Annotated in this window: 25 protein-coding genes; 18 read left to right on the top strand and 7 right to left on the bottom strand. The window is 74.2% G+C overall.

Annotated elements, in window-relative coordinates; genetic code table 11:
• Positions 1-30 precede the first annotated feature (30 nt).
• The 4 genes from N0B34_RS04450 to N0B34_RS04465 form a co-directional block, all read right to left on the bottom strand.
• Positions 31-915 (bottom strand): NAD(P)H-hydrate dehydratase, encoded by an 885-nt coding sequence (locus N0B34_RS04450; RefSeq protein WP_263730097.1) that lies wholly within the window; start codon positions 913-915, stop codon positions 31-33.
• Positions 905-1,645 (bottom strand): histidine phosphatase family protein, encoded by a 741-nt coding sequence (locus N0B34_RS04455; RefSeq protein WP_263730098.1) that lies wholly within the window; start codon positions 1,643-1,645, stop codon positions 905-907. Before N0B34_RS04455 ends, N0B34_RS04450 begins: the two co-directional genes overlap by 11 nt.
• Positions 1,642-1,902 (bottom strand): hypothetical protein, encoded by a 261-nt coding sequence (locus N0B34_RS04460; protein ID WP_263730099.1) that lies wholly within the window; start codon positions 1,900-1,902, stop codon positions 1,642-1,644. Before N0B34_RS04460 ends, N0B34_RS04455 begins: the two co-directional genes overlap by 4 nt.
• Before the next feature lie 129 nt (positions 1,903-2,031).
• Positions 2,032-2,973 carry a DNA-3-methyladenine glycosylase family protein gene (locus N0B34_RS04465; protein ID WP_263730100.1) on the bottom strand — a complete coding sequence of 314 codons (942 nt, stop codon included), beginning with the start codon at positions 2,971-2,973 and terminating at the stop codon, positions 2,032-2,034.
• Positions 2,974-2,982: 9 nt separating this feature from the next.
• On the opposite strand from N0B34_RS04465, the gene N0B34_RS04470 reads away from it, so the two are divergent.
• Complete coding sequence (locus N0B34_RS04470; protein WP_263730101.1) at positions 2,983-3,822, top strand: DUF72 domain-containing protein; 840 nt, start codon at positions 2,983-2,985, stop codon at positions 3,820-3,822.
• Between the two features lie 26 nt (positions 3,823-3,848).
• Here N0B34_RS04470 and N0B34_RS04475 read toward each other — a convergent pair whose 3' ends face one another.
• Both N0B34_RS04475 and pgi read right to left on the bottom strand, forming a co-directional pair.
• Positions 3,849-4,223 carry an RNA-binding S4 domain-containing protein gene (locus tag N0B34_RS04475; protein WP_263730102.1) on the bottom strand — a complete coding sequence of 125 codons (375 nt, stop codon included), beginning with the start codon at positions 4,221-4,223 and terminating at the stop codon, positions 3,849-3,851.
• Between the two features lie 72 nt (positions 4,224-4,295).
• Complete coding sequence (pgi, locus tag N0B34_RS04480) at positions 4,296-5,978, bottom strand: glucose-6-phosphate isomerase (protein WP_263730103.1); 1,683 nt, start codon at positions 5,976-5,978, stop codon at positions 4,296-4,298.
• 114 nt (positions 5,979-6,092) lie between these two features.
• Here pgi and N0B34_RS04485 point away from each other — a divergent pair, with 114 nt between their 5' ends.
• From N0B34_RS04485 to N0B34_RS04535, 11 genes are all read left to right on the top strand, one after another.
• Positions 6,093-7,010: a PfkB family carbohydrate kinase gene (locus N0B34_RS04485; protein ID WP_263730104.1), complete on the top strand. Its 918-nt coding sequence runs from the start codon at positions 6,093-6,095 to the stop codon at positions 7,008-7,010.
• 159 nt (positions 7,011-7,169) lie between these two features.
• Positions 7,170-8,354 carry an ROK family transcriptional regulator gene (locus N0B34_RS04490; protein ID WP_263730492.1) on the top strand — a complete coding sequence of 395 codons (1,185 nt, stop codon included), beginning with the start codon at positions 7,170-7,172 and terminating at the stop codon, positions 8,352-8,354.
• 86 nt (positions 8,355-8,440) lie between these two features.
• Positions 8,441-9,802, top strand: coding sequence for an extracellular solute-binding protein (locus tag N0B34_RS04495; RefSeq protein ID WP_263730105.1), 1,362 nt, complete (start codon positions 8,441-8,443; stop codon positions 9,800-9,802).
• 213 nt (positions 9,803-10,015) lie between these two features.
• Positions 10,016-10,945 (top strand): carbohydrate ABC transporter permease, encoded by a 930-nt coding sequence (locus N0B34_RS04500; protein ID WP_263730106.1) that lies wholly within the window; start codon positions 10,016-10,018, stop codon positions 10,943-10,945.
• Positions 10,942-11,793 (top strand): carbohydrate ABC transporter permease, encoded by an 852-nt coding sequence (locus tag N0B34_RS04505; RefSeq protein ID WP_263730107.1) that lies wholly within the window; start codon positions 10,942-10,944, stop codon positions 11,791-11,793. The genes N0B34_RS04500 and N0B34_RS04505 overlap by 4 nt, the downstream gene beginning before the upstream one ends.
• Positions 11,793-12,800, top strand: a complete 1,008-nt coding sequence (locus N0B34_RS04510) for an ROK family protein (protein WP_263730108.1) — start codon at positions 11,793-11,795, stop codon at positions 12,798-12,800. The genes N0B34_RS04505 and N0B34_RS04510 overlap by 1 nt, the downstream gene beginning before the upstream one ends.
• Complete coding sequence (nagB, locus tag N0B34_RS04515; protein WP_263730109.1) at positions 12,800-13,582, top strand: glucosamine-6-phosphate deaminase; 783 nt, start codon at positions 12,800-12,802, stop codon at positions 13,580-13,582. The genes N0B34_RS04510 and nagB overlap by 1 nt, the downstream gene beginning before the upstream one ends.
• Before the next feature lie 130 nt (positions 13,583-13,712).
• Entirely contained in the window at positions 13,713-14,102 is a 390-nt protein-coding gene (locus N0B34_RS04520) for a DUF3039 domain-containing protein (RefSeq protein ID WP_263730110.1), read from the top strand.
• Positions 14,099-15,892 (top strand): DEAD/DEAH box helicase, encoded by a 1,794-nt coding sequence (locus N0B34_RS04525; RefSeq protein WP_263730111.1) that lies wholly within the window; start codon positions 14,099-14,101, stop codon positions 15,890-15,892. Before N0B34_RS04520 ends, N0B34_RS04525 begins: the two co-directional genes overlap by 4 nt.
• 477 nt (positions 15,893-16,369) lie before the next feature.
• Positions 16,370-17,452, top strand: coding sequence for a 13E12 repeat family protein (locus N0B34_RS04530; protein ID WP_263730112.1), 1,083 nt, complete (start codon positions 16,370-16,372; stop codon positions 17,450-17,452).
• 68 nt (positions 17,453-17,520) lie between these two features.
• Positions 17,521-17,691 (top strand): hypothetical protein, encoded by a 171-nt coding sequence (locus N0B34_RS04535; RefSeq protein WP_263730114.1) that lies wholly within the window; start codon positions 17,521-17,523, stop codon positions 17,689-17,691.
• A 49-nt stretch (positions 17,692-17,740) separates the two neighbouring features.
• Here the strand turns inward: N0B34_RS04535 and N0B34_RS04540 are convergent, their stop codons facing one another.
• Positions 17,741-19,087 carry a nicotinate phosphoribosyltransferase gene (locus tag N0B34_RS04540; protein WP_263730115.1) on the bottom strand — a complete coding sequence of 449 codons (1,347 nt, stop codon included), beginning with the start codon at positions 19,085-19,087 and terminating at the stop codon, positions 17,741-17,743.
• A 30-nt stretch (positions 19,088-19,117) separates the two neighbouring features.
• On the opposite strand from N0B34_RS04540, the gene clpS reads away from it, so the two are divergent.
• From clpS to rdgB, 6 genes are all read left to right on the top strand, one after another.
• Positions 19,118-19,411, top strand: coding sequence for an ATP-dependent Clp protease adapter ClpS (clpS, locus tag N0B34_RS04545; protein WP_263730116.1), 294 nt, complete (start codon positions 19,118-19,120; stop codon positions 19,409-19,411).
• Complete coding sequence (locus tag N0B34_RS04550; RefSeq protein WP_263730117.1) at positions 19,411-20,055, top strand: DUF2017 domain-containing protein; 645 nt, start codon at positions 19,411-19,413, stop codon at positions 20,053-20,055. The genes clpS and N0B34_RS04550 overlap by 1 nt, the downstream gene beginning before the upstream one ends.
• 9 nt (positions 20,056-20,064) lie before the next feature.
• Positions 20,065-20,880 (top strand): glutamate racemase, encoded by an 816-nt coding sequence (gene murI / locus N0B34_RS04555; protein WP_263730118.1) that lies wholly within the window; start codon positions 20,065-20,067, stop codon positions 20,878-20,880.
• On the top strand, positions 20,877-21,668 hold the full coding sequence (locus N0B34_RS04560) for an MBL fold metallo-hydrolase (RefSeq protein WP_263730119.1): 792 nt from the start codon (positions 20,877-20,879) through the stop codon (positions 21,666-21,668). Before murI ends, N0B34_RS04560 begins: the two co-directional genes overlap by 4 nt.
• A gap of 71 nt (positions 21,669-21,739) precedes the next feature.
• A complete protein-coding gene (gene rph, locus N0B34_RS04565) occupies positions 21,740-22,543 on the top strand; it encodes a ribonuclease PH (protein WP_263730120.1) in 804 nt (267 codons plus the stop codon).
• Positions 22,540-23,178 carry an RdgB/HAM1 family non-canonical purine NTP pyrophosphatase gene (rdgB, locus tag N0B34_RS04570; protein WP_263730121.1) on the top strand — a complete coding sequence of 213 codons (639 nt, stop codon included), beginning with the start codon at positions 22,540-22,542 and terminating at the stop codon, positions 23,176-23,178. Before rph ends, rdgB begins: the two co-directional genes overlap by 4 nt.
• The last annotated feature ends 17 nt before the right edge of the window (positions 23,179-23,195 follow it).

The raw sequence follows: 23,195 nt of genomic DNA on the forward strand, positions 1-23,195 counted from the left end.
GCCGGGCCGGCGCCGTGCCGGGGTCGAGCGTCAGCTGGTGGACAGCTCGACGAGCACCGCGGGCAGCCCGTCGAGCAGCTCGCGCGCCAGGTACCCGGTCAGCCCGACGCGGGCGGCCAGCCGGTCACCGGCGGACCCGTGCAGCCAGACCCCCCAGCACGCGGCCTGCGCCGGGTCGGCGCCGCCGGCCAGCAGACCGGCGATCGCCCCCGCCAGCACGTCGCCGCTGCCGGACGTGCCCAGACCGGACGCGCCCGTCCCGGAGCGCCACGCGCGGCCGTCGGGCGCCGCGAGCTGACCGCCGCACGCGACGACCGCCCCGTACCGGCGGGCAGCCTCCGCGGCCGCCTCCGCCGGGTCCGGCTCGTCGGCCTTCCCCGCCGTGCCGCCGCCCGGGAGCAGGAACTGCGCCTCGCGCAGGTTGGGCGTCAGCACGCTGCGGCCGCGAAGGAGCTCCCGGACGTCGTCGGGCAGGTCCCGCAGCACGCCGAGGGAGAACGCGTCCAGCACCAGCGGGACGTCCGGGCGAAGGGTGCCGACCAGGTGCTCCACCAGTCGTCGGGTCCCCACCGGCTCGTCGAACCCGGGACCGACCACCACGGCGTCGGCTCGCTCCAGCTGGCCGTCCAGCGCGTCGTTGGACCCGCTCACCGAGCCGTTGGCGTCCTCGGGCAGCCCGACGACGCCGGACTCGGGCACCGCGACCGCCAGCGGACCGGCCACGGACCCCGCGACCGCCAGCGTCAGCCGCCCCGCACCGACCCGCAGCGCCGCCAGCCCGGCCAGCAGCGCCGCGCCCGGGGTGGCTCGGGCACCGCCGACCACCAGCACGCTGCCGCGGGCGTCCTTGGTGCCGGTGCGGTCCGGCAGCGGCCACCCGCGCAGCAGCTCCGGGGTGATCGGCTCACTCGCCACGAGGGTCGGTCCCCGGGTGGCTGGTGACCGGCGCCTCGAGCACCTCGAGGTGGTCCACCACGTCGAACGCGTCGAGCTCCCAGGCGTCGTCGTGCCGGGTCAGCCGCGTCACCGACGCGTTCCGCACACCGTGCCGGCGCACCTGGTCCATCAGCTGCGCCTCGGTCAGCCCCTCGAGCACGTACCGCAGCAGCATCACCGTGGCGTCGTGCGTGACCACCAGGACCCGCCGCCCGTCCTCGGCGCGGTGCAGGTCGTCGAGCACCGAGCGCAGTCGTTGAGCGACGTCGGCCCACGACTCGCCGCCCGGCGGTCGGTAGTACATCTTGCCGAGCAGGTGCCGGCGGGCGTCCTCCTCGGGGAAGCGGCGCTGCACGCCGGCGCGGGTCAGCCGGTCGATGATGCCCAGCTCGCGGTCGCGCAGCCGCTCGTCGTAGCGCACCGGCACCGTCAGGCCGGACGCGTCGAGAGCGGTGGCGGCCGTCTGGGCGGCGCGCACGTACGGGGAGCACCACACGGACTGCGGTGCCCGGTCCGACGGGAGGGTGCCGAGCCAGGCGCCCAACGCCCGGGCCTGGTCCTCGCCCCGGACGGACAGCGGGGTGTCGGCGTCCCGGGTCTGGACCGCGATGGTCTCGGCCCCCGTCCGTTCGGCCTCGGCGGCGGCGACGTTGCCCACCGACTCGCCGTGCCGCACCAGCACCAGCTCGGTGGGACCGGTACCCCTCACCGGTCCTCGAGGGCCGGCAGGATCGCCGTGGGGATCGCGTACGCCAGCGCGAACGCCGCGATGGCGCCGCAGAACAGCCACGGCTGGGCCCCGCCGGAGACGCTGCCGGACAGCCCGAACAGCACGAACGCCAGCGCCAGCATCACGAACGCCAGCACCGTGCTGGCGGCACGGCCGGCGAGGCGGGCCTCGTGCGGCGGCTCGTCGTCGACGTAGAGCGGTTCCTCGTCGGACCGGTCCGCGTATCCGTAGCTCATCGGGTGCTCCCTCCGGTGGTGGTCCCTCGCAGTATCGCCACAGAAGGGGACCGGCTGCCCGCCGAGGGCTCCGGTCGGACAACCCGCCCGGACGGTCGATCGAGGACAGGATCGGCCGAGGGTGCGCCGTCAGACGAGCGCGCGCGCCCGCGGCGCGCGGGGCCCCCGCGCGGGCGGCCGGGTCCCGGCCACCTCGAGCAGCCGCACGGCGCGCAGCCGCTGCGGCCGGACCGGCGCCAGCAGCGCGAGCATCCCCGCGTCGTCCGTCCTGCGGCCGGCGAGCGACCAACCGACCAGGTTCGGCAGGTGCAGGTCCCCGATGCTGACGGCGTCGACGTCCCCGAGCGCGCGGGACGTCACCTCCGCCGCGGTCCAGGGCCCGATGCCCGGAACGGTGCGCAGCCGACGCGTCAGCTCCGCGCCGCCGAGGTCGGCGCCCAGCGCGTGGGCCGCCGTCGCCGCCCGCACGACGGTGCCGTGGCGCTGGGCGTCCACCCCGGCCCGTCGCCATTCCCAGACGGGCAGGTCCCGCCACACCGACGCCGCCGGCGCGACCATAAGCCCCTCCGGTGCCGGGCCGGGCGCGGGTGTCCCGTGCCGCCGGACCAGCACCCGCCACGACGCCTGGGCGTCCAGGCCCACCACCCGCTGCTCGAGCACGGCGGGCACCAGCTGCTCCCAGACCTGACCGGTGCGACCGATCCGGAGCCCGGGCAGCGTGCGGTGCGCGCGGTGCACCAGCGGGTGCAGGTGGGCGGGGAAGGTCGAGTCGTCATCGTCCGCGCCGAGCAGCGCCGGGACCCCGGCCACCACCCGCTCCGCGCCGGGACCCCACGCCGCGGCGTGCACGGCACCGGATCGCGCTTCGAGACGCAGCGTCGCCGGGCCGTCCGGCGTGCGTGTCGCCCACCACACCGCGCCGTCGCGGGTCCACCGCCACACGGGATCACCACCGCCGTGCCGTAGCGGCAGCAGGGTGTGCACCAGGTCGAGCGGCCGTGCCGGCCGGTAGACGTCCACCGCGACCGGCGCCGCGGCACCCGCGGCGTCGGTGGGCGAGGTCTGCGGCACAGGACCAGCATGACGGACGTGGACGTGCGCATCGGCATCTCCGGCTGGCGGTACCGGCCGTGGCGCGGCGTGTTCTACCCGCCCGGCCTGCCGCAGCGCCGGGAGCTGGAGTACGCCTCGCGACGGCTGCGCACGGTCGAGCTGAACGGTTCCTTCTACTCGTTGCAGCGGCCCGAGAGCTACCTCGCCTGGGCGGCCGCCGTGCCGGCCGACTTCCTGTTCGCCGTCAAGGGCGGCCGGTTCATCACCCACATGAAGCGGCTGCGGGACGTCGCCGCACCGCTCGCCAACTTCTTCGCCAGCGGACCGCTCGCGCTCGGCCCGCTGCTCGGCCCGGTGCTGTGGCAGCTGCCGGAGCGGCTCGGCTTCGAGCCGGAGGTCGTCGAGGCCTTCCTCGCCCGGCTCCCGCGCAGCACCGCGGAAGCGGCGGCGCTGGCCGAGCAGCACGACGAGCGGCTCGACGGCCGCGCGTGGACCACCACCGACCTGGACCGGCCGCTGCGGCACGCCCTCGAGGTGCGCCACCCGGGATTCGTCGACCCCCGGTTCACCGCGCTGGCCAGGGCGTACGGCGTGGCGGTGGTCGTCGCGGACACCGCCGGGAAGTGGCCCCTGCTCCTGGAGCCGACCGCGCCGCTCGTGTACGTCCGGCTGCACGGCGACACCGAGCTGTACGTCAGCGGCTACGACCCGCCGGCGCTGACCTTGTGGGCGGACCGCATCCGGGGGTGGGCGGACGAGGGGCACGACGTGGTCGTCTACTTCGACAACGACGTGAAGGTCCGAGCACCGTTCGACGCGATGGCGCTCGCGGACCTGCTCGGCGTCGGGCCGCCGGCCACGGACTGACCCCGCGTTCTTCGCGCTGCGGGCGGTCAGCGTCCGCGCAGCCGGTCGATCTCCCGCCGCTCCCGTTTGGTCGGCCGCCCGGCACCGCGGTCCCGCACCCCCAGAGCCGCGACGTGCTCCTTGGGCACCGGTGCGGGGGAGCGGTCGAGGTAGCACGTCACCGCCACCGCCGCGGACACGCGCTTGACGATCGTCCGCTCGACGATCACGACGCGGTCCCGCTCGGCACCCCGGACGTGCACCTCGTCGCCCGGCACCACGATCGTCGCGGGCTTGGCGCGCTCACCGTTGACCCGCACGTGCCCACCGCGGCACGCGGCGCCGGCCGCCGACCTCGTCGGGAACAGCCGCACGGCCCACGTCCACGCGTCGACCCGCGCGCGCACCTGCTCAGCCGGCATCGCCCCAGCGTGCCACGGGCCGGGCGGGAGCCAGCCCCGCCCGGCCCGTGCCGGTCACCCCGCGCGGGACGCTCAGTGCCGCAGCTCCAGGTACTTCTCGATCAGGCTCTTGGTCGACGGGTCCTGCGCGTCCAGCGCCGCCCGGTCGCCCTCGACGGCCGGGGCGATCTCCGTCGCGAGCTTCTTGCCCAGCTCGACGCCCCACTGGTCGAACGAGTCGATGCCCCACACGACGCCCTCGACGAAGGTGATGTGCTCGTACAGCGCGATCAGCTGGCCCAGCACCGACGGGGTCAGCGCCGGCGCCAGGATCGACGTCGTCGGCCGGTTCCCCGAGAACACCCGGGCCGGCACGATCGCCTCGTCCGTCCCCTCGGCACGGACCTCGTCGGGCGTCTTGCCGAAGGCCAGCGCCTTGGTCTGGGCGAAGTAGTTCGCCAGGAACAGCGCGTGCACGTCGGTGTCGCCGTCCTTCAGCGGATGGGCCGGGTTGGCCACCGCGATGAAGTCCGCCGGGATCAGCCGGGTGCCCTGGTGGATCAGCTGGTAGAAGGCGTGCTGGCCGTTGGTGCCGGGCTCGCCCCAGAACACCTCGCCGGTCTGCGTGGTGACGGGCGAGCCGTCCCAGCGCACCGACTTGCCGTTGGACTCCATCGTCAGCTGCTGCAGGTAGGCCGGGAACCGGGACAGGTACTGCGCGTAGGGCAGCACCGCGTGGGTGTGCGCGCCGAGGAAGTTGACGTACCAGACGTTGAGCAGACCCATCAGCACCGGCACGTTCTGCGCGAACGGGGTCCGCGCCACGTGCTCGTCCACCAGGTGGAAGCCGTGCAGCAGGTCGGTGAAGCCGTCCTCGCCGATCGCGATCGCCAGCGAGAGGCCGATCGCCGAGTCCATCGAGTAGCGGCCGCCGACCCAGTCCCAGAACCCGAACGCGTTGGCCGGGTCGATGCCGAACGCCGCGACCTTGTCCAGAGCCGTCGACACGGCGACGAAGTGCCTGGCCACCGCACCGGTGCGGGCCTCGTCCGTGTCCTCGATCCGGCCCTCCGCCACCAGCCGCTCCCAGAGCCAGGCGCGCGCCAGCCGGGCGTTGGTCAGCGTCTCCAGCGTGCCGAAGGTCTTGGAGGCGACGATGAACAGCGTGGTCGCCGGGTCGAGGTCCTTGACCTTCTCGGCCAGGTCCGTCGGGTCGATGTTGGAGACGAACCGCACGCTCAGCCCGTCCAGCACGTACGGCTTGAGCGCCTCGTACGCCATCGCCGGGCCCAGGTCGGACCCGCCGATGCCGATGTTGACGACCGTGCGCACCCGCTCGCCGGTCACGCCGGTCCAGGCGCCGGTGCGCACCTTGTCGGCGAACGCGTAGACCTTCGCCAGCACGTCCTGCACGTCCGCGTCGACGTCCTGCCCGTCGACGACGAGCCGCGGCGAGGCGCCCGCCGGGCGCCGCAGCGCCGTGTGCAGCACCGCCCGGTTCTCGGTCACGTTGATGTGGTCGCCGCGCAGCATCGCGCCGAACCGGTCCGCGACGCCCACCTGGTCCGCGAGCCGGGTCAGCAGCGCCAGCGTCTCGTCCGTGACCAGGTTCTTGGACAGGTCGACGGTCAGGTCGCCCAGCTCGAACGTCAGCCGACGTGCGCGCTGCGGGTCCTGCGCGAACCACGCCCGCAGGTCCGGGCGCAGCGTGCTCTCGTGGTCCGACAACGCCTGCCAGGCGTCGGTGGTGGTGGGGTCGATGGGTGACGAGGACACGGCTGCTCCCGGCAAGGACGTGGTGTGGACCGTCCCACCGTATTGCCTCCCGGTGACCGGGCGACCGGGACCGCCGGGGGACCGGGAGGCGGCCGCCGACCGTAGAGTGCCGACGTGCCCGACCGGCCCGACGTCCCCGCCGCGCGGCTGGTGTGCTGCGGGTTGACCACCCTGGACGTCGTCCAGGTGGTCGACGCGGTCCCGGGCCCGGACCAGAAGGTGGTCGCCCGGGACCTGCACGTGACGTTCGGGGGCCCGGCGGCGAACGCAGCGGCGACGGCGGTCGCGCTCGGCGTGCCCACCACCCTGGTCACGGCGCTGGGGGAGGGGCCGATCGCCGACCTGGTCCGCGCGGGGCTGCGCGCTGCCGGCGTGGACGTGGTGGACCTGCTCGCGGGCCAGTCCGCCGACCCGCCGGTGTCCACCGTGCTGGTGACGGCGGCGACCGGTCAGCGCGCCGTCGCGTCGACCAACGCGACGGGTCGGCCCGACGACCTCGGGCCGGCTGCGGGCGCCGCGCTCGACGTGCTGGCCGGTGCGACGGCCCTGCTGGTCGACGGGCACCACCTGTCGGCAGCCCGGGTCCTGGCGTCGGCGGCGCACGCGCGCAGCGTGCCGGTGCTGCTGGACGGCGGCAGCTGGAAGCCCGGGCTGGACGGCCTGCTCGTGTCGGTCGACGTCGCTGTGCTGTCCGGGGACTTCCGGCTGCCCGGGCGCGGCGACGACACCTCGGACGCGCTGCTGGACGACGTCGCGGCGCTCGGCCCGTCCGTGGTCGCCCGGTCGTCGGGGAGCGGCCCGGTTCGCGTCCGGGTGCCGGCGGGTCACGACGAGGTCGTCCCGCCGGCGTTGCCGCCGGACGACGTCGTCGACACCCTCGGCGCCGGTGACGTGCTGCACGGCGCGATCGGTGCCGGGCTCGCCCGGGGGCTCGACCCGGTCGCCGCGCTGCGCGAGGCGGTGCCGGTGGCCACGGAGTCCTGCCGCCACGCCGGTGCGCTCGGCTGGGTCCGCGCCGCCCGAGGGGTCTGACGCCTCTCCGGACCGGGAGGCGTGGGGCGGCTGCGGCCGCTCCCGACGGCTCCGACGTTTCACGCGCGTGACGCCCTGACCTGCGAAGACATCCCATGAGTCACGCAGGTGAACTGCTCGTCACGATGTGATCACGGTCACCCGGATCGCTTGACGTCGATTAGTAAGGAAGGTCTACTAACAAACGTGACGACGCAGGTGGGCGCCCGCCGGATCAGCCGGGCGCTCCGGCCCACGGGCAAAGTGCTCCCCGAGCACGCCCGTGCGCACAACCGCTCGCTGGTGCTCGGTCACCTGTTCCACTCGGGCCCGTCGTCGCGGGCGGACATCGCGCGCAGCACCGGTCTGACCCGGGTGACGGTGTCGGACCTGGTGGGGGACCTGATGGACGAGGGCCTGGTCGCCGAGCTCGGCGTCCGGGCGGCCGGCAAGGTGGGCAAGCCGGCGACGCTCGTCGGGATGCGCACCGAGGACTTCGTCGTCGTCGCCGTCGACCTCACCGACGACGCGCGGATGCTCGGCGCCGTCATGACGCTCACCGGCGACGTGGTCGCGCGCCGGGAGGTGCCGCTCGACGGCCGCCGCGGCGACGAGGCCGCGGACCTGCTGACCGACCTGTGCCGCGACCTGCTCGCCGCCGCGCCGGCGCCCGTGCTCGGCATCGGCATCGCGTCGCCCGGTGTGGTCGACGCCGACGGCGTGGTGGTCGAGGCCCCCAACCGGGGCTGGTACGGCGTCCCGCTCGCGGCGCGGCTCACGCAGGCGCTGGGCGTGCCGGTGCACGTGGCCAACGACGCGAACACCCGGGCGCTGGGGGAGTTCACCTACGGCGGTGCCGAGGGCGCGGCGATGGTGCTCACGGTCGGTCAGGGCGTCGGTGCCGGCCTGCTGGTGGACGGGGCGCTGGTGCGCGGCCGGCGCTGGGCCGCCGGTGAGATCGGCCACGTCACCGTGGTCGACGACGCCTCGACCGAGGAGGCCCTGCCGTGCGCCTGCGGGCGCCACGGCTGCCTGGAGACCGTGCTGAGCGCGCCGGCCCTGCGCCGCCGCGTCGCGGGTCTCGACCGAGAAGCTGCCGACGCCGCGCTGGCGTCGGTCGGACGGCTGCTGGGAGTGACCCTGGCACCCGTCGCGAGTGCGCTGAACCTCGCGGAGGTCCTGCTCTCCGGTCCGCCGGAGCTGCTGGACGGTCCTCTGCGGGAGGCGGCGCTCGCCACCGTGCGCGAGCGGACCATGCCCGTCATCGGGCAGGAGCTCGACATCCGGATGGCAACGCTGGACGAGGACGCCTCGCTGACGGGCGCGGCGGTCCTCGTCCTGTCGGGTCAGCTCGGGGTCACGTGACGACCCCGAGCCGACCGTCCAGCAGGTCGCAGCACCACCCGGCGTCGTCGTCGGACGAACGCCTCGCTCACAGGAGGAGCTCCAACGTGAAGATCCTACGTTTCGCGGCCGTCGGCCTCGCGGCGACGCTCGCGCTCGCGGCCTGCAGCTCCGGCAGCGGCTCGAGCAGCACGACGACGGCGGCCGGTGGCGGCACCCCCGCACCGGCGACGATCAAGCTGTGGCTGGCCGGTGCCGACACGCCCGACGAGCTGCGCACCTACCTCAAGACGGAGTTCGCCAAGCAGAACCCCGGCTCGACGCTGGTGATCGAGCAGCAGGACTGGGGCGACCTGGTCACCAAGCTGACCACGGCTCTCCCGGACGCGGCGAACACGCCAGACGTCGCCGAGCTGGGCAACACGCAGTCCTCGACGTTCACCAACGTCGGCGCCTTCATGGACATCAGCAGCATGTACAACGAGCTCGGCGGCTCGAAGCTGCTGCCCGGGTTCGTCGAGGCCGGCAAGGTCGACGGCAAGAACTACACGCTGCCGTACTACTTCGGCTCCCGGTACGTGTTCTACCGGGCCGACCTGTGGCAGGCGGCCGGCGTGACCGCCCCGCCGAAGACGCTGTCGGAGTTCAACGACGACGTGAAGAAGATCGCCGCGGCGGACCCGAAGGGGATCGCCAACCTGTCCGGCCTGTGGATCGGCGGTCAGGACTGGCGCAACGCGATCTCGTGGATCTTCGCCAACGGCGGCGAGCTCGCGGTCAAGGACGGCGGCCAGTGGAAGTCCACGATGTCCGACCCGAAGACGATCGTCGGCCTGCAGCAGCTGCAGGACCTGTGGAAGAACGCGTCCAAGGCACCGCGTGACGCCACCGACGCCAACACCTACAACCACCTGAACGACTCCGACTCGGTCAAGGCGGCGGACGGCTCGACGACGAGCTACTCGCTCGACGCGGCGACGATCATGGCGCCCGGCTGGGCCCACTGGTCCATCGGCGACCTGGCCAAGAAGGACGGCAAGGACGTCCGCAACTGGAACGACCAGACGTTCGGCGTGTTCCCGCTGCCGGGCGTGAACGGCGGCGCCGCGCCGGTGTTCGCCGGCGGGTCCAACATCGGCATCTCGGCCAAGACGCAGCACCCCGAGCTGGCGAAGTCGCTGATGAAGATCATCTTCTCGCCGGAGTACCAGCAGATGCTGGGCAAGAACGGTCTCGGCCCGGCCAACACCGACTACGTCAGCTCGCTCGGCACCGACCAGTTCGCCAAGGCGCTGACCGAGTCGGCGCTGAACGCCAAGCTGACCCCAGCCGCACCGGGCTGGGCGGCGCTGGAGAACAGCAAGAAGCTCGAGGAGTTCTTCCAGAAGATCTCCCAGGGCGCGGACATCGCGTCGACCGCCAAGGCGTTCGACGACGCCGCCACGCCGATCCTCAACGGCAAGGGCTGAGGTCCTCCGCACCCGCGGTGCCGGCACGTCCGCCGGCACCGCGGGGCACCCCCCTCCCGTCCGACCGCAGGAGCCCCGATGTCACGCCCCGACGCCTCGGCGTCCCCCGCGCCGGCAGGTCCGGTCCCGGTGCCGGAGCAACCGGCCGCCCGGCCCCCGCACGGCACCGTGCAACGGTCGACGCGTTCCTCCCGCACCCGGCGGACCGCCGTCGTGACCGTCGACCCGGACGCGCAGCGTCCCGCACCTCGCCGCCGCCGCGGCCCGCGCGTCCCCTACGCGCTGCTGGTCCCCTCGATCGGGATCCTCGTCCTCGCCCTCGGCTACCCGCTCGGGTGGCAGGTGGTCACGTCGCTGCAGAAGTTCGGCCTGGCCCAGCAGTTCGGCAAGCCGCCGCAGTTCGTCGGCCTGCGCAACTACCTCGACCTGGCCGCCGACTCGTACCTGTGGACCGTGGTCGCGCGGTCGATCGCGTTCTGCCTGGTCAACGCGGGTGTGACCGTGCTGGTCGGCGTGCTGGTGGCGCTGCTGATGAAGGCCGTCGGCACCGTGCCGCGGCTCGCGGTGCAGATCGCGATGCTGCTCGCGTGGGCCATGCCGGTGGTCGCGTCGATGACCGTGTGGCGGTGGCTGTTCGACTACCGCCGCGGCGTCGTGAACTACGTGCTCACCGCGATGGGTTTCCACTTCACCGGGCACAGCTGGCTCGCCAACCCGCTGTCCTTCTTCTTCGTCGCCACGGTGATCATCGTCTGGATGTCCGTGCCGTTCGTCGCGTTCTCCGTCTACGCGGGCCTGAGCCAGGTGTCCGACGAGGTGCTCGAGGCGGCGGCGATCGACGGTGCGGACGGCGCGCGCCGGTTCCGCTGGATCGTGCTGCCGATGATCCGGCCGGTGCTGTCCATCGTGCTGCTGCTGCAGATCATCTGGGACCTGCGGGTGTTCGCCCAGATCCGGCTGCTGCAGGACGCCGGCGGCACGCCGAGCGAGACCAACCTGCTCGGCACGTACATCTACCAGCTGGGTGTCGGCTCCGGTGACTTCGGGGCGGCCTCGGCGGTGTCGATCTTCGTCCTGCTGCTCACCGTCGCGCTCAGCTGGGCGTACGTGCGCACGCTGCTGCGAGAGGAGGACGAGCGGTGACCACGCGTCGTCGTCGGCTACGTCCCGCCCGGCTGCTGCTGGGCCTGCTCGCCCTGCTGGTCGCGGCGCTCTGGGCGTTCCCCGTGTACTGGATGACCATCTCCTCGCTGATGTCGAACATCCGCCTGCAGTCCGGTGCGCCGACCTTCTGGCCGGTGAACGCGTCGATGGACAACTACGCCGCCGTGTGGGCCTCGGGCTCGTTCCTGCCGGCGCTGCGCATGTCGCTGCTGGTGACGGGCCTGACGATCCTCTGCACGCTGGTGTTCGCGTTCCTCGCGGCGCTCGCGATCAGCCGGTACCGGTTCCGCGGGCGGCGCAGCTTCGTGCTCGCCGTGCTGCTGATCCAGATGCTGCCCGCCGAGGGTCTGTTCATCGCCCAGTACCGGCTGATCGGCTCGCTGCACCTGCTCAACACGGTGCTGGGCATCTCGATCGTCTACGTCGCGGCCGTGGTGCCGTTCACCATCTGGATGCTGCGCGGCTTCGTCGCCGGCGTGCCCGTGGAGCTGGAGGAGGCCGCGATGGTCGACGGGCTGTCGCGGACCAAGGCGTTCCTGCGGATCACCTTCCCGCTGCTCGCCCCGGGGCTGGTCGCGTCCGGCGTGTACGCCTTCCTGCAGGCGTGGAACGAGTTCACCGTGGCCCTCGTGGTGCTGCAGTCCGACACGGCCAAGACGCTGCCGATCTGGCTGCGCAGCTTCGTGCAGGCCAGCGCCAGCCGGGACACCGACTGGGGGCAGGTGATGGCGGCGTCGTCGCTGATCGCCGTGCCGGTGATCATCTTCTTCCTGTTCGTGCAGGGCCGGATGACGTCCGGTCTGGTGTCCGGGGCGGTGAAGGGCTGATGTCCACGACGGCACCGCCGGCCGTTCGCAGGGGGCCGACGGTCGGTGTCGACGTGGGCGGCACCAAGGTGCAGGGCGTCCTGGTGGACGACGCCGGCACGGTGCTGGCCGAGCGGCACGCCCCCACGGTGCCGGGGCCGTCGGGGGTGGTCGCCGGGATCGTCGCCCTGGTGCGCGGCCTGCTGGCCGACCGTGAGCTGACGGTCGCGGACGTGGCGGGCGTCGGGATCGGGCTGCCCGGTGTCGTGGACCCGCAGCGCGGCACCGTGGCGCACGCGGTCAACCTCGGCCTCGAGGCGCCGCTGCCGCTCGGCACGCTGGTCGCGACGGCGCTCGGCGGCGACGTCCCGGTCCGCGTGGAGAACGACCTGAACGCCGCCGTGGTCGGCGCCGCGCACGCGCTGGGCCGCACGTCGGCCGGGTCGGACGTCCAGGACGTCGCCTACGTCGCGCTCGGTACGGGCGTGGCCGCCGGCCTGCTGCTGGACGGCACGCTGCGCCGCGGCTCCCACCGGGTGGCCGGGGAGATCGGGCACCTGACGCTGGTGCCGGGCGGCCGGCCGTGCAAGTGCGGTCAGCTGGGCTGCCTGGAGCAGTACGCGTCCGGCAGCGCGATCGAGGCGGCGTGGCCGTCGCGCCACGGCCGGCCGGCTCCCGCCGAGCTCTTCGAGGCCGCGGCCGCCGGGGACCAGGCGGCCGTCGAGGTGCGGGACGAGGTCGCCGCAGGGGTGGCGGCAGCGGTGCGGGTGCTGGTGCTGACCTGCGACGTCGACGTCGTGGTGCTGGGCGGCGGGGTGAGCCGGGTGGGCGCGCCGCTGCTGGACGCGGTCACCCGGACGCTGGACCGACAGGCGGCCACCTCGCCGTTCCTCGCCTCGGTCGGCCTCGCCCAGCGGGTGCGCCTCGCGCCGGCGGACGTCCCGGCCGGGGCGCTCGGCGCGGCGCTGGTGGCACGGGCGCACGACGGCGCCGCGGCACCCGCCGGCGACGAGCGGAGGGCGTTCTGATGGAGGTGGTGATCGGCGCGCCGGACGCGCTGGCACGGCTGGCGGCGGACGCGGTGCAACAGCTGCTCGAGGGCACGCAGCGTCCCGTGCTCGGCCTGGCGACCGGCTCGAGCCCGCTCGCCGTGTACGACGAGCTCGCCCGACGGCATGCCGAGGAGGGGCTCTCGTTCGCGCACGCCCGCGGCTTCCTGCTCGACGAGTACGTCGGGCTGCCGACGGGGCACCCGGAGGGCTACCGGGCGGTGATCGAGCGGGAGCTGGTGTCCCGCGTGGACCTCGACCCCGCCGCGGTGCGCGGTCCGGACGGCTCCGCGGACGACGTGCCGGCGGCCTGCGCGGCGTACGAGCGGGAGATCGTCGAGGCCGGCGGCGTCGACCTGCAGCTGCTCGGCATCGGCACCGACGGCCACGTCGGGTTCAACGAGCCCGGCTCGTCGCTCGCCTCGCGTACCCGCATCAAGACGCTGACCCGGCAGACGCGTGCCGACAACGCGCGGTTCTTCGGCGGCGACGTCGAGGCCGTGCCGACGCACTGCCTGACCCAGGGGCTGGCCACGATCATGTCCGCCCGGCACCTGGTGCTGCTGGCCACCGGCAGGGGCAAGGCGGAGGCCGTGCACCAGCTGGTCGAGGGGGCGGTCAGCGCCCTGTGGCCGGGAACCGTCCTGCAGCTGCACCCCCGGGTGACGGTGCTGGTCGACGACGCGGCGGCCGGCCGGCTGCAGCTCGCCGACTACTACCGCCAGACCTATGCCGGCAAGCCCGCGTGGCAGGGGATCTGACGGCGGCATCCGGCCCCGGCATCCGACGCCCGCCGACCGGCGCGGTGGGCCGCACTGGCACGGCTCGGGGGCGCCCGTGCGGCCGGTCCGAGCCCGGGCGGTGTCGGACCCGGAACGTACGATGGGCGCCATGAGCGAGCCGCTGCCTCCCACCGGTCCCGACGACCCGTTCGGGCCCCGGCCGGTCGGTGAGCCGGCGGCCGGCACCTCGGTGCTGGAGCGCACCGAGCACGCCGAGGAGCTCGAGCCGGGGGACCACGAGCGGTTCGCCCACTACGTGCGCAAGGAGAAGATCCTCGAGTCCGCGGTGTCCGGCACGCCCGTGATCGCGCTGTGCGGGAAGGTCTGGGTCCCCGGGCGGGACCCGAACAAGTTCCCGGTGTGCCCGGTCTGCAAGGAGATCTACGACGGGCTGCGCGCGCCGCAGGACGGTCCCGGCGGCGGGTCCTCAGGCGGGGACTCCGGCGGGTCGGGCGGCTCCGGCCGCCGATGGGGCTTCGGTCGGGGCTCCGGCAAGTGACGGCGGGGACGGAGCCGTCCCCGCACAGCCCGCACGTCTCGCCGTCGGCGGCGTCCAACCTGCCGCCGGCGTTCCCCGGCCGCGCGCCGTGGGGCACGGCGGGACGGCTGCGCGCGTGGCAGGCGGAGGCGCTCGAGGCGTACCGGGAGCGGTCCCCGCGGGACTTCCTCGCCGTGGCGACGCCGGGCGCCGGCAAGACGACGTTCGCGCTGCGGGTGGCCACCGAGCTGCTGCATGCGCGGGTGGTGCGGCGCGTCACGGTGGTGACGCCGACGGAGCACCTCAAGCGGCAGTGGGCCGACGCCGCGGCGCGGGTCGGCATCGCTATCGACCCGACGTTCTCCAACGCGCAGGGCCGGCACGGCGCCTCCTTCGACGGTGTGGCCGTGACCTACGCCCAGGTGGCCAGCCGCCCGGCGCTGCACGCCGCTCGTACCCACGCGGCGCCGACGCTGGTGATCCTCGACGAGGTGCACCACGGCGGCGACGCCCTGTCCTGGGGCGACGCGGTCCGCGAGGCGTTCGAGCCGGCGGCCCGGCGGCTGGCCCTGACCGGCACGCCCTTCCGCTCGGACACGGCGGCGATCCCGTTCGTCACCTACGAGCGCGACCCGGACGGCATCCGGCGCAGCCGGGCCGACTACACGTACGGCTACGCCGAGGCGCTGCGCGACCACGTCGTGCGGCCCGTCATCTTCCTGTCCTACAGCGGTTCCATGCGGTGGCGGACGCGGACGGGCGACGAGGTCAGCGCCCGCCTCGGCGAGCCGCTGACCAAGGACATCACCGCGCAGGCGTGGCGCACGGCGCTCGACCCGAACGGCGAGTGGATCGGCAGCGTGCTGGCCGCCGCGGACACGCGGCTGACGGAGGTCCGCCGGACCGTGCCGGACGCGGGGGCGATGGTGATCGCCACCGACCAGGACGACGCCCGCGCGTACGCCGGCCACCTGGCGCGGCTGACGGGCGAGTCGCCGACCGTCGTGCTGTCAGACGACGCCGGTTCGGGCGACCGGATCGACGAGTTCTCCGCCGGCACGTCCCGGTGGCTCGTCGCGGTGCGGATGGTGTCCGAGGGCGTGGACGTGCCCCGGCTCGCGGTCGGTGTGTACGCCACGAGCACGGCGACGCCGCTGTTCTTCGCGCAGGCCGTCGGCCGGTTCGTGCGCGCCCGGCGCCGGGGGGAGACCGCCTCGGTGTTCCTGCCGAGCGTCCCGCAGCTGCTGGCCCTCGCGGCCCAGCTCGAGGTGGAGCGAGACCACGCGCTCGACCGCCCGACGTCCGCCACCGACGACCCGGAGGCCGCACTGCTGCTGGAGGCGCAGACCGAGCGCTCGACGGCCGACGCCGTGGGCCCGGACGGTCTGGCCGGCACGTTCCAGGCGCTAGAGGCGCAGGCCTCGTTCGACCGCGTGCTGTTCGACGGCGGCGAGTTCGGCACCGGCGCCGAGGTGGGGTCCGACGAGGAGCTGGACTTCCTCGGCCTGCCCGGTCTGCTGGACCCCGACCAGGTGTCCGCGCTGCTGGCCCAGCGCCAGGCCGACCAGCTCAGCGCCCGCCGGGCCGCCGGCGCCGCGGCACCACCGCCGCGGGACCACCGGCAGCGGTCGGAGCTGCGGCGCGAGCTGTCCCGGCTGGTCTCGGCGTGGGCGCGGCGCAGCGGGCAGACCCACGCGCAGGTCCACGCCGAGCTGCGCCGGCGGGCGGGCGGTCCCGAGGTGGCGCTGGCGGACGTCGACCAGCTGACCGCGCGGGTGGAGCTGGTGCGGCGCTGGTTCGTCGGCCGCTGAGGGCACGGTCCGCTCGGCGCCCGGCCACGTGGGGACTGCAGAATCCCAAACCGTCCCTCGATCCGCCTGATCAAAGGGTCGCGAGGGGGGTGCGACGCCGCCCCTTCCCTGACGAAACATCTGAGCACCCGTTCGCACCGCATCAATGAGAGCACCACGTCCGTCGTGTGCCATTTCTCATGAGTGTCGCCGAGCCGCCCACAGCCCGCCGTGGATCAGCAATACTGCCCGTCCACCCGCATGACACGCGCACCGCCGGCCGTTACGTGCTTCGCCGGAAAGGGTCGGCCAGATCACGGTGCCGCGTTCGCTCCGCTGCTTTGTCAGTGGTTGCCGATAGCGTTTCCGAGGTAGGCGGAGGTTGCTCTCAACAAATGCACGACAGGGACGTGGGGAGGTGTCGCGATGGACTCGGCGGCGCGAGCCTCGAGCACGCCACCCGTCGTCCCGAAGCTCGTATCCGTCGTGGACCGACTGGTGACGGCCGTCGAGACGTCCGGCACCCCCGCATCGAGGCTCGAGGGACAGGCGGCGATCGAGGTCCTGGTGGCACTTCGGACCCAGCTGGACCGTCTTGCCGTCGCGTCGGCTCGGCTAGCCACCACCGTGGAGGCAGACGGCCTGTGGTCGATCGAGGGCGCTCGGTCCTTCCCGCACTGGCTCGCCGGCATCACCGGGATGCCGTTCCACCGCGCCAAGGAGCTGGCGAGCACGGGCCGGGCGTTGCGAGACCACCTACCAGCAACCGCCCGCGCCGGCCTTGCCGGCGACGTCGGCGCAGACCAGGTTCAGGTGCTGGCGAAGCTCGCGCCCACGTCCGATGCGCGCCGGCTCGTGCTCGCCGCAGCGGAAGAGGAGTGCGGCGAGGAGTTCCTCCTGCGCCAAGCGCACACCCTTCCGGCCGGCTCCTTCCGACGACTCGTGCAGCGCTGGGCGGCGGCGGCCGACCCCGAGGCCGACGAGAGGGGCTACCGGGACGCCTGCGAGCGTGAGCACGTGACGCTGTCCCCGACCACCGGGGGCGTGCACCTCGCCGGGTTCCTCACCACCGATCACGGGGCACTGCTGAGCGCCGCGCTCGACTCGGTGATGACGCCACCGGCACCGGACGACCATCGCTCGACGCCGCAGCGCCGCGCGCAGGCGTTGGCGGACGTCGCGCGGCTGTGTCTGGACCACGGCCTCGTCGGCACCGGCGCGGCCGTCCGACCGCATCTGTCCTGCGTGGTCGACTACGAGACGCTGAGGCGTGCGGTCGGCGTTCCGGCCGGGCTCCCCGCGGCCCCCGCTGGCACCGGGAGGGACGGCCTCGGGCGCGGTTTGCCTGGTGAGCTCAGGCGGGGACCAGAGGAAGGTCCATCGCTCCGGCTGTCGCCGTGGCCGATGTCGAGCGCTTCGCCGTGGCCGAGCTCCTGGGGTCAGGTCCGGTCCCGCCGTCGGTGCTCGCGAGGCTCGCGTGCGACTCGGAGATCAGCCGGATCGTGTTCGGCCCCGAGTCGCAGGTCATCAACGCCGGTCGGTCCGAGCGGACGTTCGTGGGACCCCGACGCAAGGCGGTGATCGCCCGCGACGGCTCGTGTCGGTACCCGGGCTGCAGCGCCCCTCCTGCGCTGTGCGAGGTGCACCACGTGGACGGTTGGGCGGCCCGGCACGGCGAGACGGACGTCAACCGGGGCGTGCTGCTGTGCTGGCACCACCACGACGTCGTGCATCGACGACAGGTGCAGATCGGACCGTCGCCGGGCGGTGGTTTCGAGTTCCGCACCCGTCACGGCACGCCGGTTGCCCGGTCTGCCTGATCGGCCCGCACCGGCACCGGCACCGGCGCCGCGCGTGCGCCAGCCGCAGCTAGGCCTCGAGACGAACGGTGACGGTCGGCACGGCTGCCTCGTCGGCGGAGAGCCGGCGGGCGCCGCGGGGCAGCTCGTCGCGGGAGGCCTTGTGCCGCGCCTGCGCCAGCCGTACGCCCGCGGCACCCGTCCAGCGCTCGTCGGCCACGCCGCCCGTGATCAGCGGCACGTGCAACGGCCGCAACGTCGGCTCGGGGCTGCGCCGCTGCGCGTCCTGCCAGGCGAGCACCCGGTCCGGCGGTCCGCTGACCAGCACCTCCTCGACCGCTCGGCCGTCCGGTCCGAGCCGCCGCGCCGCGGCCTTGCGGCCACCGACGCTGGCCTTGGACCGCGACACCTTCGCGACGGCCTCCATCGAGCCGTCGGCCCGCTCACGGCTGACCATCTTGTAGACCATCCCGCACGTCGGTGCCCCGGAGCCGGTGACCACCGACGTGCCGACGCCGTAGGAGTCGACGGGTGCGACGGCCAGCGCCGCGATCGCGTACTCGTCCAGGTCGGACGTCACGACGATCTTCGTCCGGCGGGCGCCGGCCGCGTCGAGCTGCGCGCGCACCTCCTGGGCGAGCGCCGCGAGGTCGCCGGAGTCGAGCCGGACCGCACCGAGCTCCGTGCCGGCCGCCGCGAGCGCCCGCTCCACGCCGCGGTGCACGTCGTAGGTGTCCACCAGCAGCGTCGTCCCACGCCCCTGGGACGCGACCTGCGCCGCGAACGCCGACTCCTCGTCGTCGTGCAGCAGCGTGAAGGCGTGGGCGGCGGTACCGATCGTCGGCAGCCCGTACCGGCGACCCGCCTCGAGGTTCGACGTGCCGGCGAAACCGGCGATGACGGCGGCGCGCGCGGCCGCGACGGCGGCCTCCTCGTGCGCGCGCCGCGCGCCCATCTCCAGGCACGGACGGTCCACGGCCGCGCTGGTCATCCGCGACGCGGCCGAGGCGATCGCCGAGTCGTAGTTGAGGATCGACAGGACCACGGTCTCCAGCAGCACCGCCTCGGCGAAGGTGCCCTCGACGACCATCAGCGGGGACAGCGGGAAGAAGACCTCACCCTCGGCGTAGCCGACGACGTCGCCGGTGAACCGGTAGTCGCGCAGGTACTCCAGCGTCCGATCGTCGACCACGCGCTCGGCGGCGAGCCACTCGAGCTGGTCGTCGTCGAACCGGAAGTCGCGCACCGCGTCCAGCACCCGGCCCGTGCCGGCCACCACTCCGTACCGGCGCCCCGGTGGCAGCCGACGGGTGAACACCTCGAACACGCAGCGGCGGTCGGCGGTGCCGTCGGCCAGCGCGGCCTGCAGCATGGTCAGCTCGTAGCGGTCGGTCAGCAGGGCCGTGCTGGCGGTCATCCGGCCAACCTAGTTCTCTACAGTGGGGCGATGCCCACCGAGACCGTGCCTGAGCAGGACATACGGTCCGACGAGGAGGCCGTGGTCGCCCGGCCCTGGGTCACCATCGTGTGGAACGACCCGGTCAACCTGATGAGCTACGTCGCCTACGTCTTCCGCTCCTACTTCGGCTACTCCGAGCAGAAGGCGGAGCGGCTGATGATGCAGGTGCACCAGGAGGGTCGTGCGGTCGTCTCGACCGGGACCCGCGAGGCGATGGAGGTCGACGTGCAGGCGATGCACGGGTTCGGCCTGTGGGCCACGCTGCAGCGTGAGGACGCCTGATGCGCGGCTTCCGCTACGAGTCCGGCGGCTACCGGGCCGAGCTCGACGCCGGTGAGCGGGAGGTGGTGGCGTCCGTCGTCGCCAACGTCGTCGAGCTGCTGGACGGCGAGCTGCCCAGCCCGGCCGACGGCTCACCGGACGCGGTCCCGGAGGCGGCGGGCGGCTCCGACGCGCCCGTCCCGCCCGTCTGGAGGCTGCGCACGGAGCCCGTGCCGCCGCCCGAGGACCCCGCCGTGCACCGCCTGCTGCCCGACGCGTCGCAGGACGACCCGGCAGTCGCCGCCGAGTTCCGCCGGCTGACCGAGGACGACCTGCGGACGGCCAAGCTGGTGCGGCTGCGCTGGTTGTGGACCGCGCTGCAGGACGACGGGCCGGTGGTGCCGGTGGCGCAGGCGCCCGCGGTCGCCGCCACGCTGACCGACCTGCGGCTGGTGCTGGCGGAGCGGCTGGGCATCCGGACGGACGAGGACGCCGACCGCCTGCTGCGGGCCGCGGGTCGCCGACGTCGCCACGGCGCCGACGACGTCCGCGCCTACCTCGTCACCGTGTACGACGCGCTCACCTGGCTGCAGGAGTCCCTGGTCCAGGCGATGCTGGCCCGCGGGGACCTGGGTCCGCCGGGCCGTGTCGGGCCGGGCGACTAGGCTCGCAGCGTGGACGACGCGCCGATCGGGATCTTCGACTCCGGCGTCGGGGGACTGACGGTGTCGCGCGCGATCCTCGACCAGCTGCCGCAGGAGTCGACGCTCTACATCGGCGACACGCTCAACACGCCGTACGGGCCCAAGCCGCTCGCCGTGGTCCGTGCCTTCGCCCTCGCGGCGCTCGACGACCTGGTCGACGCGGGCGTGAAGATGCTGGTGATCGCCTGCAACACCGCGTCCGCGGCGATGCTGCGCGACGCGCGGGAGCGGTACACGCTGCGGCGAGGCATCCCGGTGGTCGAGGTGATCCTGCCGGCGGCTCGGCGTGCGGTGGCGGCGACCCGGAACGGGCACATCGGCGTGATCGGCACGCGGGCGACCATCGAGTCGCGTGCGTACGACGACGCGCTGGCGGTGGCGCCGGGCGTGCGCCTGACCACGGCGGCGTGCCCCGAGTTCGTCCCGCTGGTCGAGGCCGGTGTCACCTCCGGGCCCCGGGTGCTCGAGGTGGCCCACGAGTACCTCGACCCGATCCGTGAGGCCGGGGTGGACACGCTGGTGCTGGGGTGCACGCACTACCCCCTGCTCACCGGCGCGATCAGCTACGTGATGGGCGAGGACGTCACGCTCGTGTCGAGCGCCGAGGAGACGGCCAAGGACGTGTACCGGACCCTCGTCGCGCACGACCTGCTGCGGTCCCCGGACGCCCCGCCCCCCGAGCACCGTTTCGTCGCCACCGGCGACCCCGAGCAGTTCGCCCGCCTCGCGCGGCGCTTCCTCGGCCCCGAGGTGACCGCTGTCGAGACGCCGCTGGCCCTGCGATGAGGCTCGTCGTCGTCGGCTGCGCCGGCTCGTACCCCGGGCCCGACGCCGCCTGCGCGGCGTACCTGGTGCAGGCGGAGGACGCCGCCGGCCGGACGTGGACCGTGCTGCTGGACCTCGGCAACGGTGCGCTCGGCCCGCTGCAGCGCTACGCCGACCCGGCGGCGCTGGACGCGATCGGCATCTCCCACCTGCACGCCGACCACGTCGCGGACATGGTGGTGCTCAACGTGCTGCGTCGCTACCGACCCGTCGGCGGCCCCCTGCCGCCGGTGCCGGTGCACGGGCCGGAGGGCACCTCCGAGCGGCTCGCCCAGCTGGCGGGCAGGGACCCGGCAGCCGACTGCAGCGACCAGTTCGACGTGCGGGTGTGGGACCCGGCGGCCCCGGTGACCGTCGGCCCGCTGACGCTCGCGCCGGTGGCGATGAACCACTCGCTGCCGACCTTCGGCGTGCGCGTCACCGGACCGGCGGAGGGCGACGCCTCCCGTTCCGTGACGCTGGCGTACACGGGTGACACGGACTCCGGTCCTGGCCTGGACGCGTTGGCGGCCGGGGTGGACCTGCTGCTCGCCGAGGCGAGCTACCTCGAGGGCCGGGACGACGCGTTCCGTGGCGTGCACCTGACGGGCCGACGGGCCGGCGAGGCTGCTGCCCGAGCCGGAGTCGGCCGGCTGGTGCTCACCCACGTGCCAGCGTGGAACGACGCCGAGGTGTCGCTCGCCGAGGCCCGCGCGGCGTTCGACGGTCCCGTGCACCTGGCCGCACCCGGCGCCGTGCACGCTCTCTGAGCGCGGCCCGTCGCGGGGCGTCTGACGGTCGGCCCAGGAGCGTGTCGGGGCGCCCGGATAGGCTCGCGCCCATGACCGTCCCCCCTTCGACGCCCTCCACCGGCGTGCCCGCCCGCGCCGACGGGCGCGCGCTCGACGAGCTGCGCCCCGTCGCCCTGACCCGTCGCTTCCTGCAGACCGGTGAGGGCAGCGTCCTCGTCGAGTTCGGGCAGACGACGGTGCTGTGCGTCGCCTCCTTCACCGAGGGCGTGCCGCGCTGGCGCAAGGGCTCGGGCCAGGGCTGGGTCACCGCGGAGTACGCGATGCTGCCGCGCGCGACGAGCACGCGGTCCGACCGCGAGTCGGTCAAGGGCCGTGTCGGTGGCCGTACGCACGAGATCTCGCGGCTCGTCGGACGCTCCCTGCGGGCCATCATCGACGTCGCGGCCCTCGGCGAGAACACGATCGTGCTGGACTGCGACGTGCTCCAGGCGGACGGCGGCACCCGCACCGCGGCGATCACCGGCGCGTACGTCGCGCTGGCGGACGCGGTCGCGTGGGCTCGGGAGCAGGGGCTGGTCCCCGCCGGTCGCACCGTGCTCACCGACTCGGTCAGCGCCGTCAGCGTCGGCATCGTCGACGGTGCCCCGATGCTCGACCTGCCGTACGTCGAGGACGTCCGCGCGGAGACGGACATGAACGTGGTGGTGACCGGCAGCGGGAAGTTCGTCGAGGTGCAGGGAACTGCCGAGCACGCGACGTTCGACCGCGCGGAGCTCGACACGCTGCTGGACCTGGCGCTGGTGGGGACCGGCCGGCTGACGGCGCTGCAGCAGCAGGCGCTCGCCGCCGCGCCCGGCACCCGGGTGACGGCCGGCGCCGAGGTCGCCCCGTGACGGCTGCGCCCGGCACGACCGCGCCCGTCCGCCTGGTGCTCGCCACCCACAACGCCCACAAGGTGCGCGAGCTGCGCGAGATCCTCGTGCCGGCGCTGCCGGGGCTGGACGCGGCGAGCATCGTGGGCGCGGGCGACGTGGGTGCCACGGAACCGGTGGAGGACGGGCTGACCTTCGCCGAGAACGCCCTGATCAAGGCGCGTGCGATCGCGGCCTTCACCGGGCTGCCCGCCGTGGCTGACGACTCCGGGCTGGCGGTGGACGTGCTCGGCGGTGCACCCGGCATCTTCTCGGCGCGGTGGAGCGGCCGGCACGGGGACGACGCGGCCAACCTCGAGCTGCTGCTGGCCCAGCTGGCGGACATCGCGCCCGAGCACCGCACCGCCCGGTTCATGTGTGCGGCGGCGCTGGTGACGCCGGACGGGCGCGAGGAGGTCCGGACCGGGTCGCTGGACGGCGTGCTCGCCACCGAGCCGCGCGGCGCGCACGGCTTCGGCTACGACCCCGTGCTGGTGCCGCTCGGCGAGACGCGGACGTGCGCGGAGCTGACGCCGGCGGAGAAGAACGCCATCAGCCACCGCGGCAAGGCGTTCCGTGCGCTCGCCCCGCTCGTGGTCCACGCCCTGGGCGGCTGAGCGTGACGGACGCCGCC

Source organism: Cellulomonas sp. SG140, assembly GCF_025770785.1.
Taxonomy (GTDB): domain Bacteria; phylum Actinomycetota; class Actinomycetes; order Actinomycetales; family Cellulomonadaceae; genus Cellulomonas.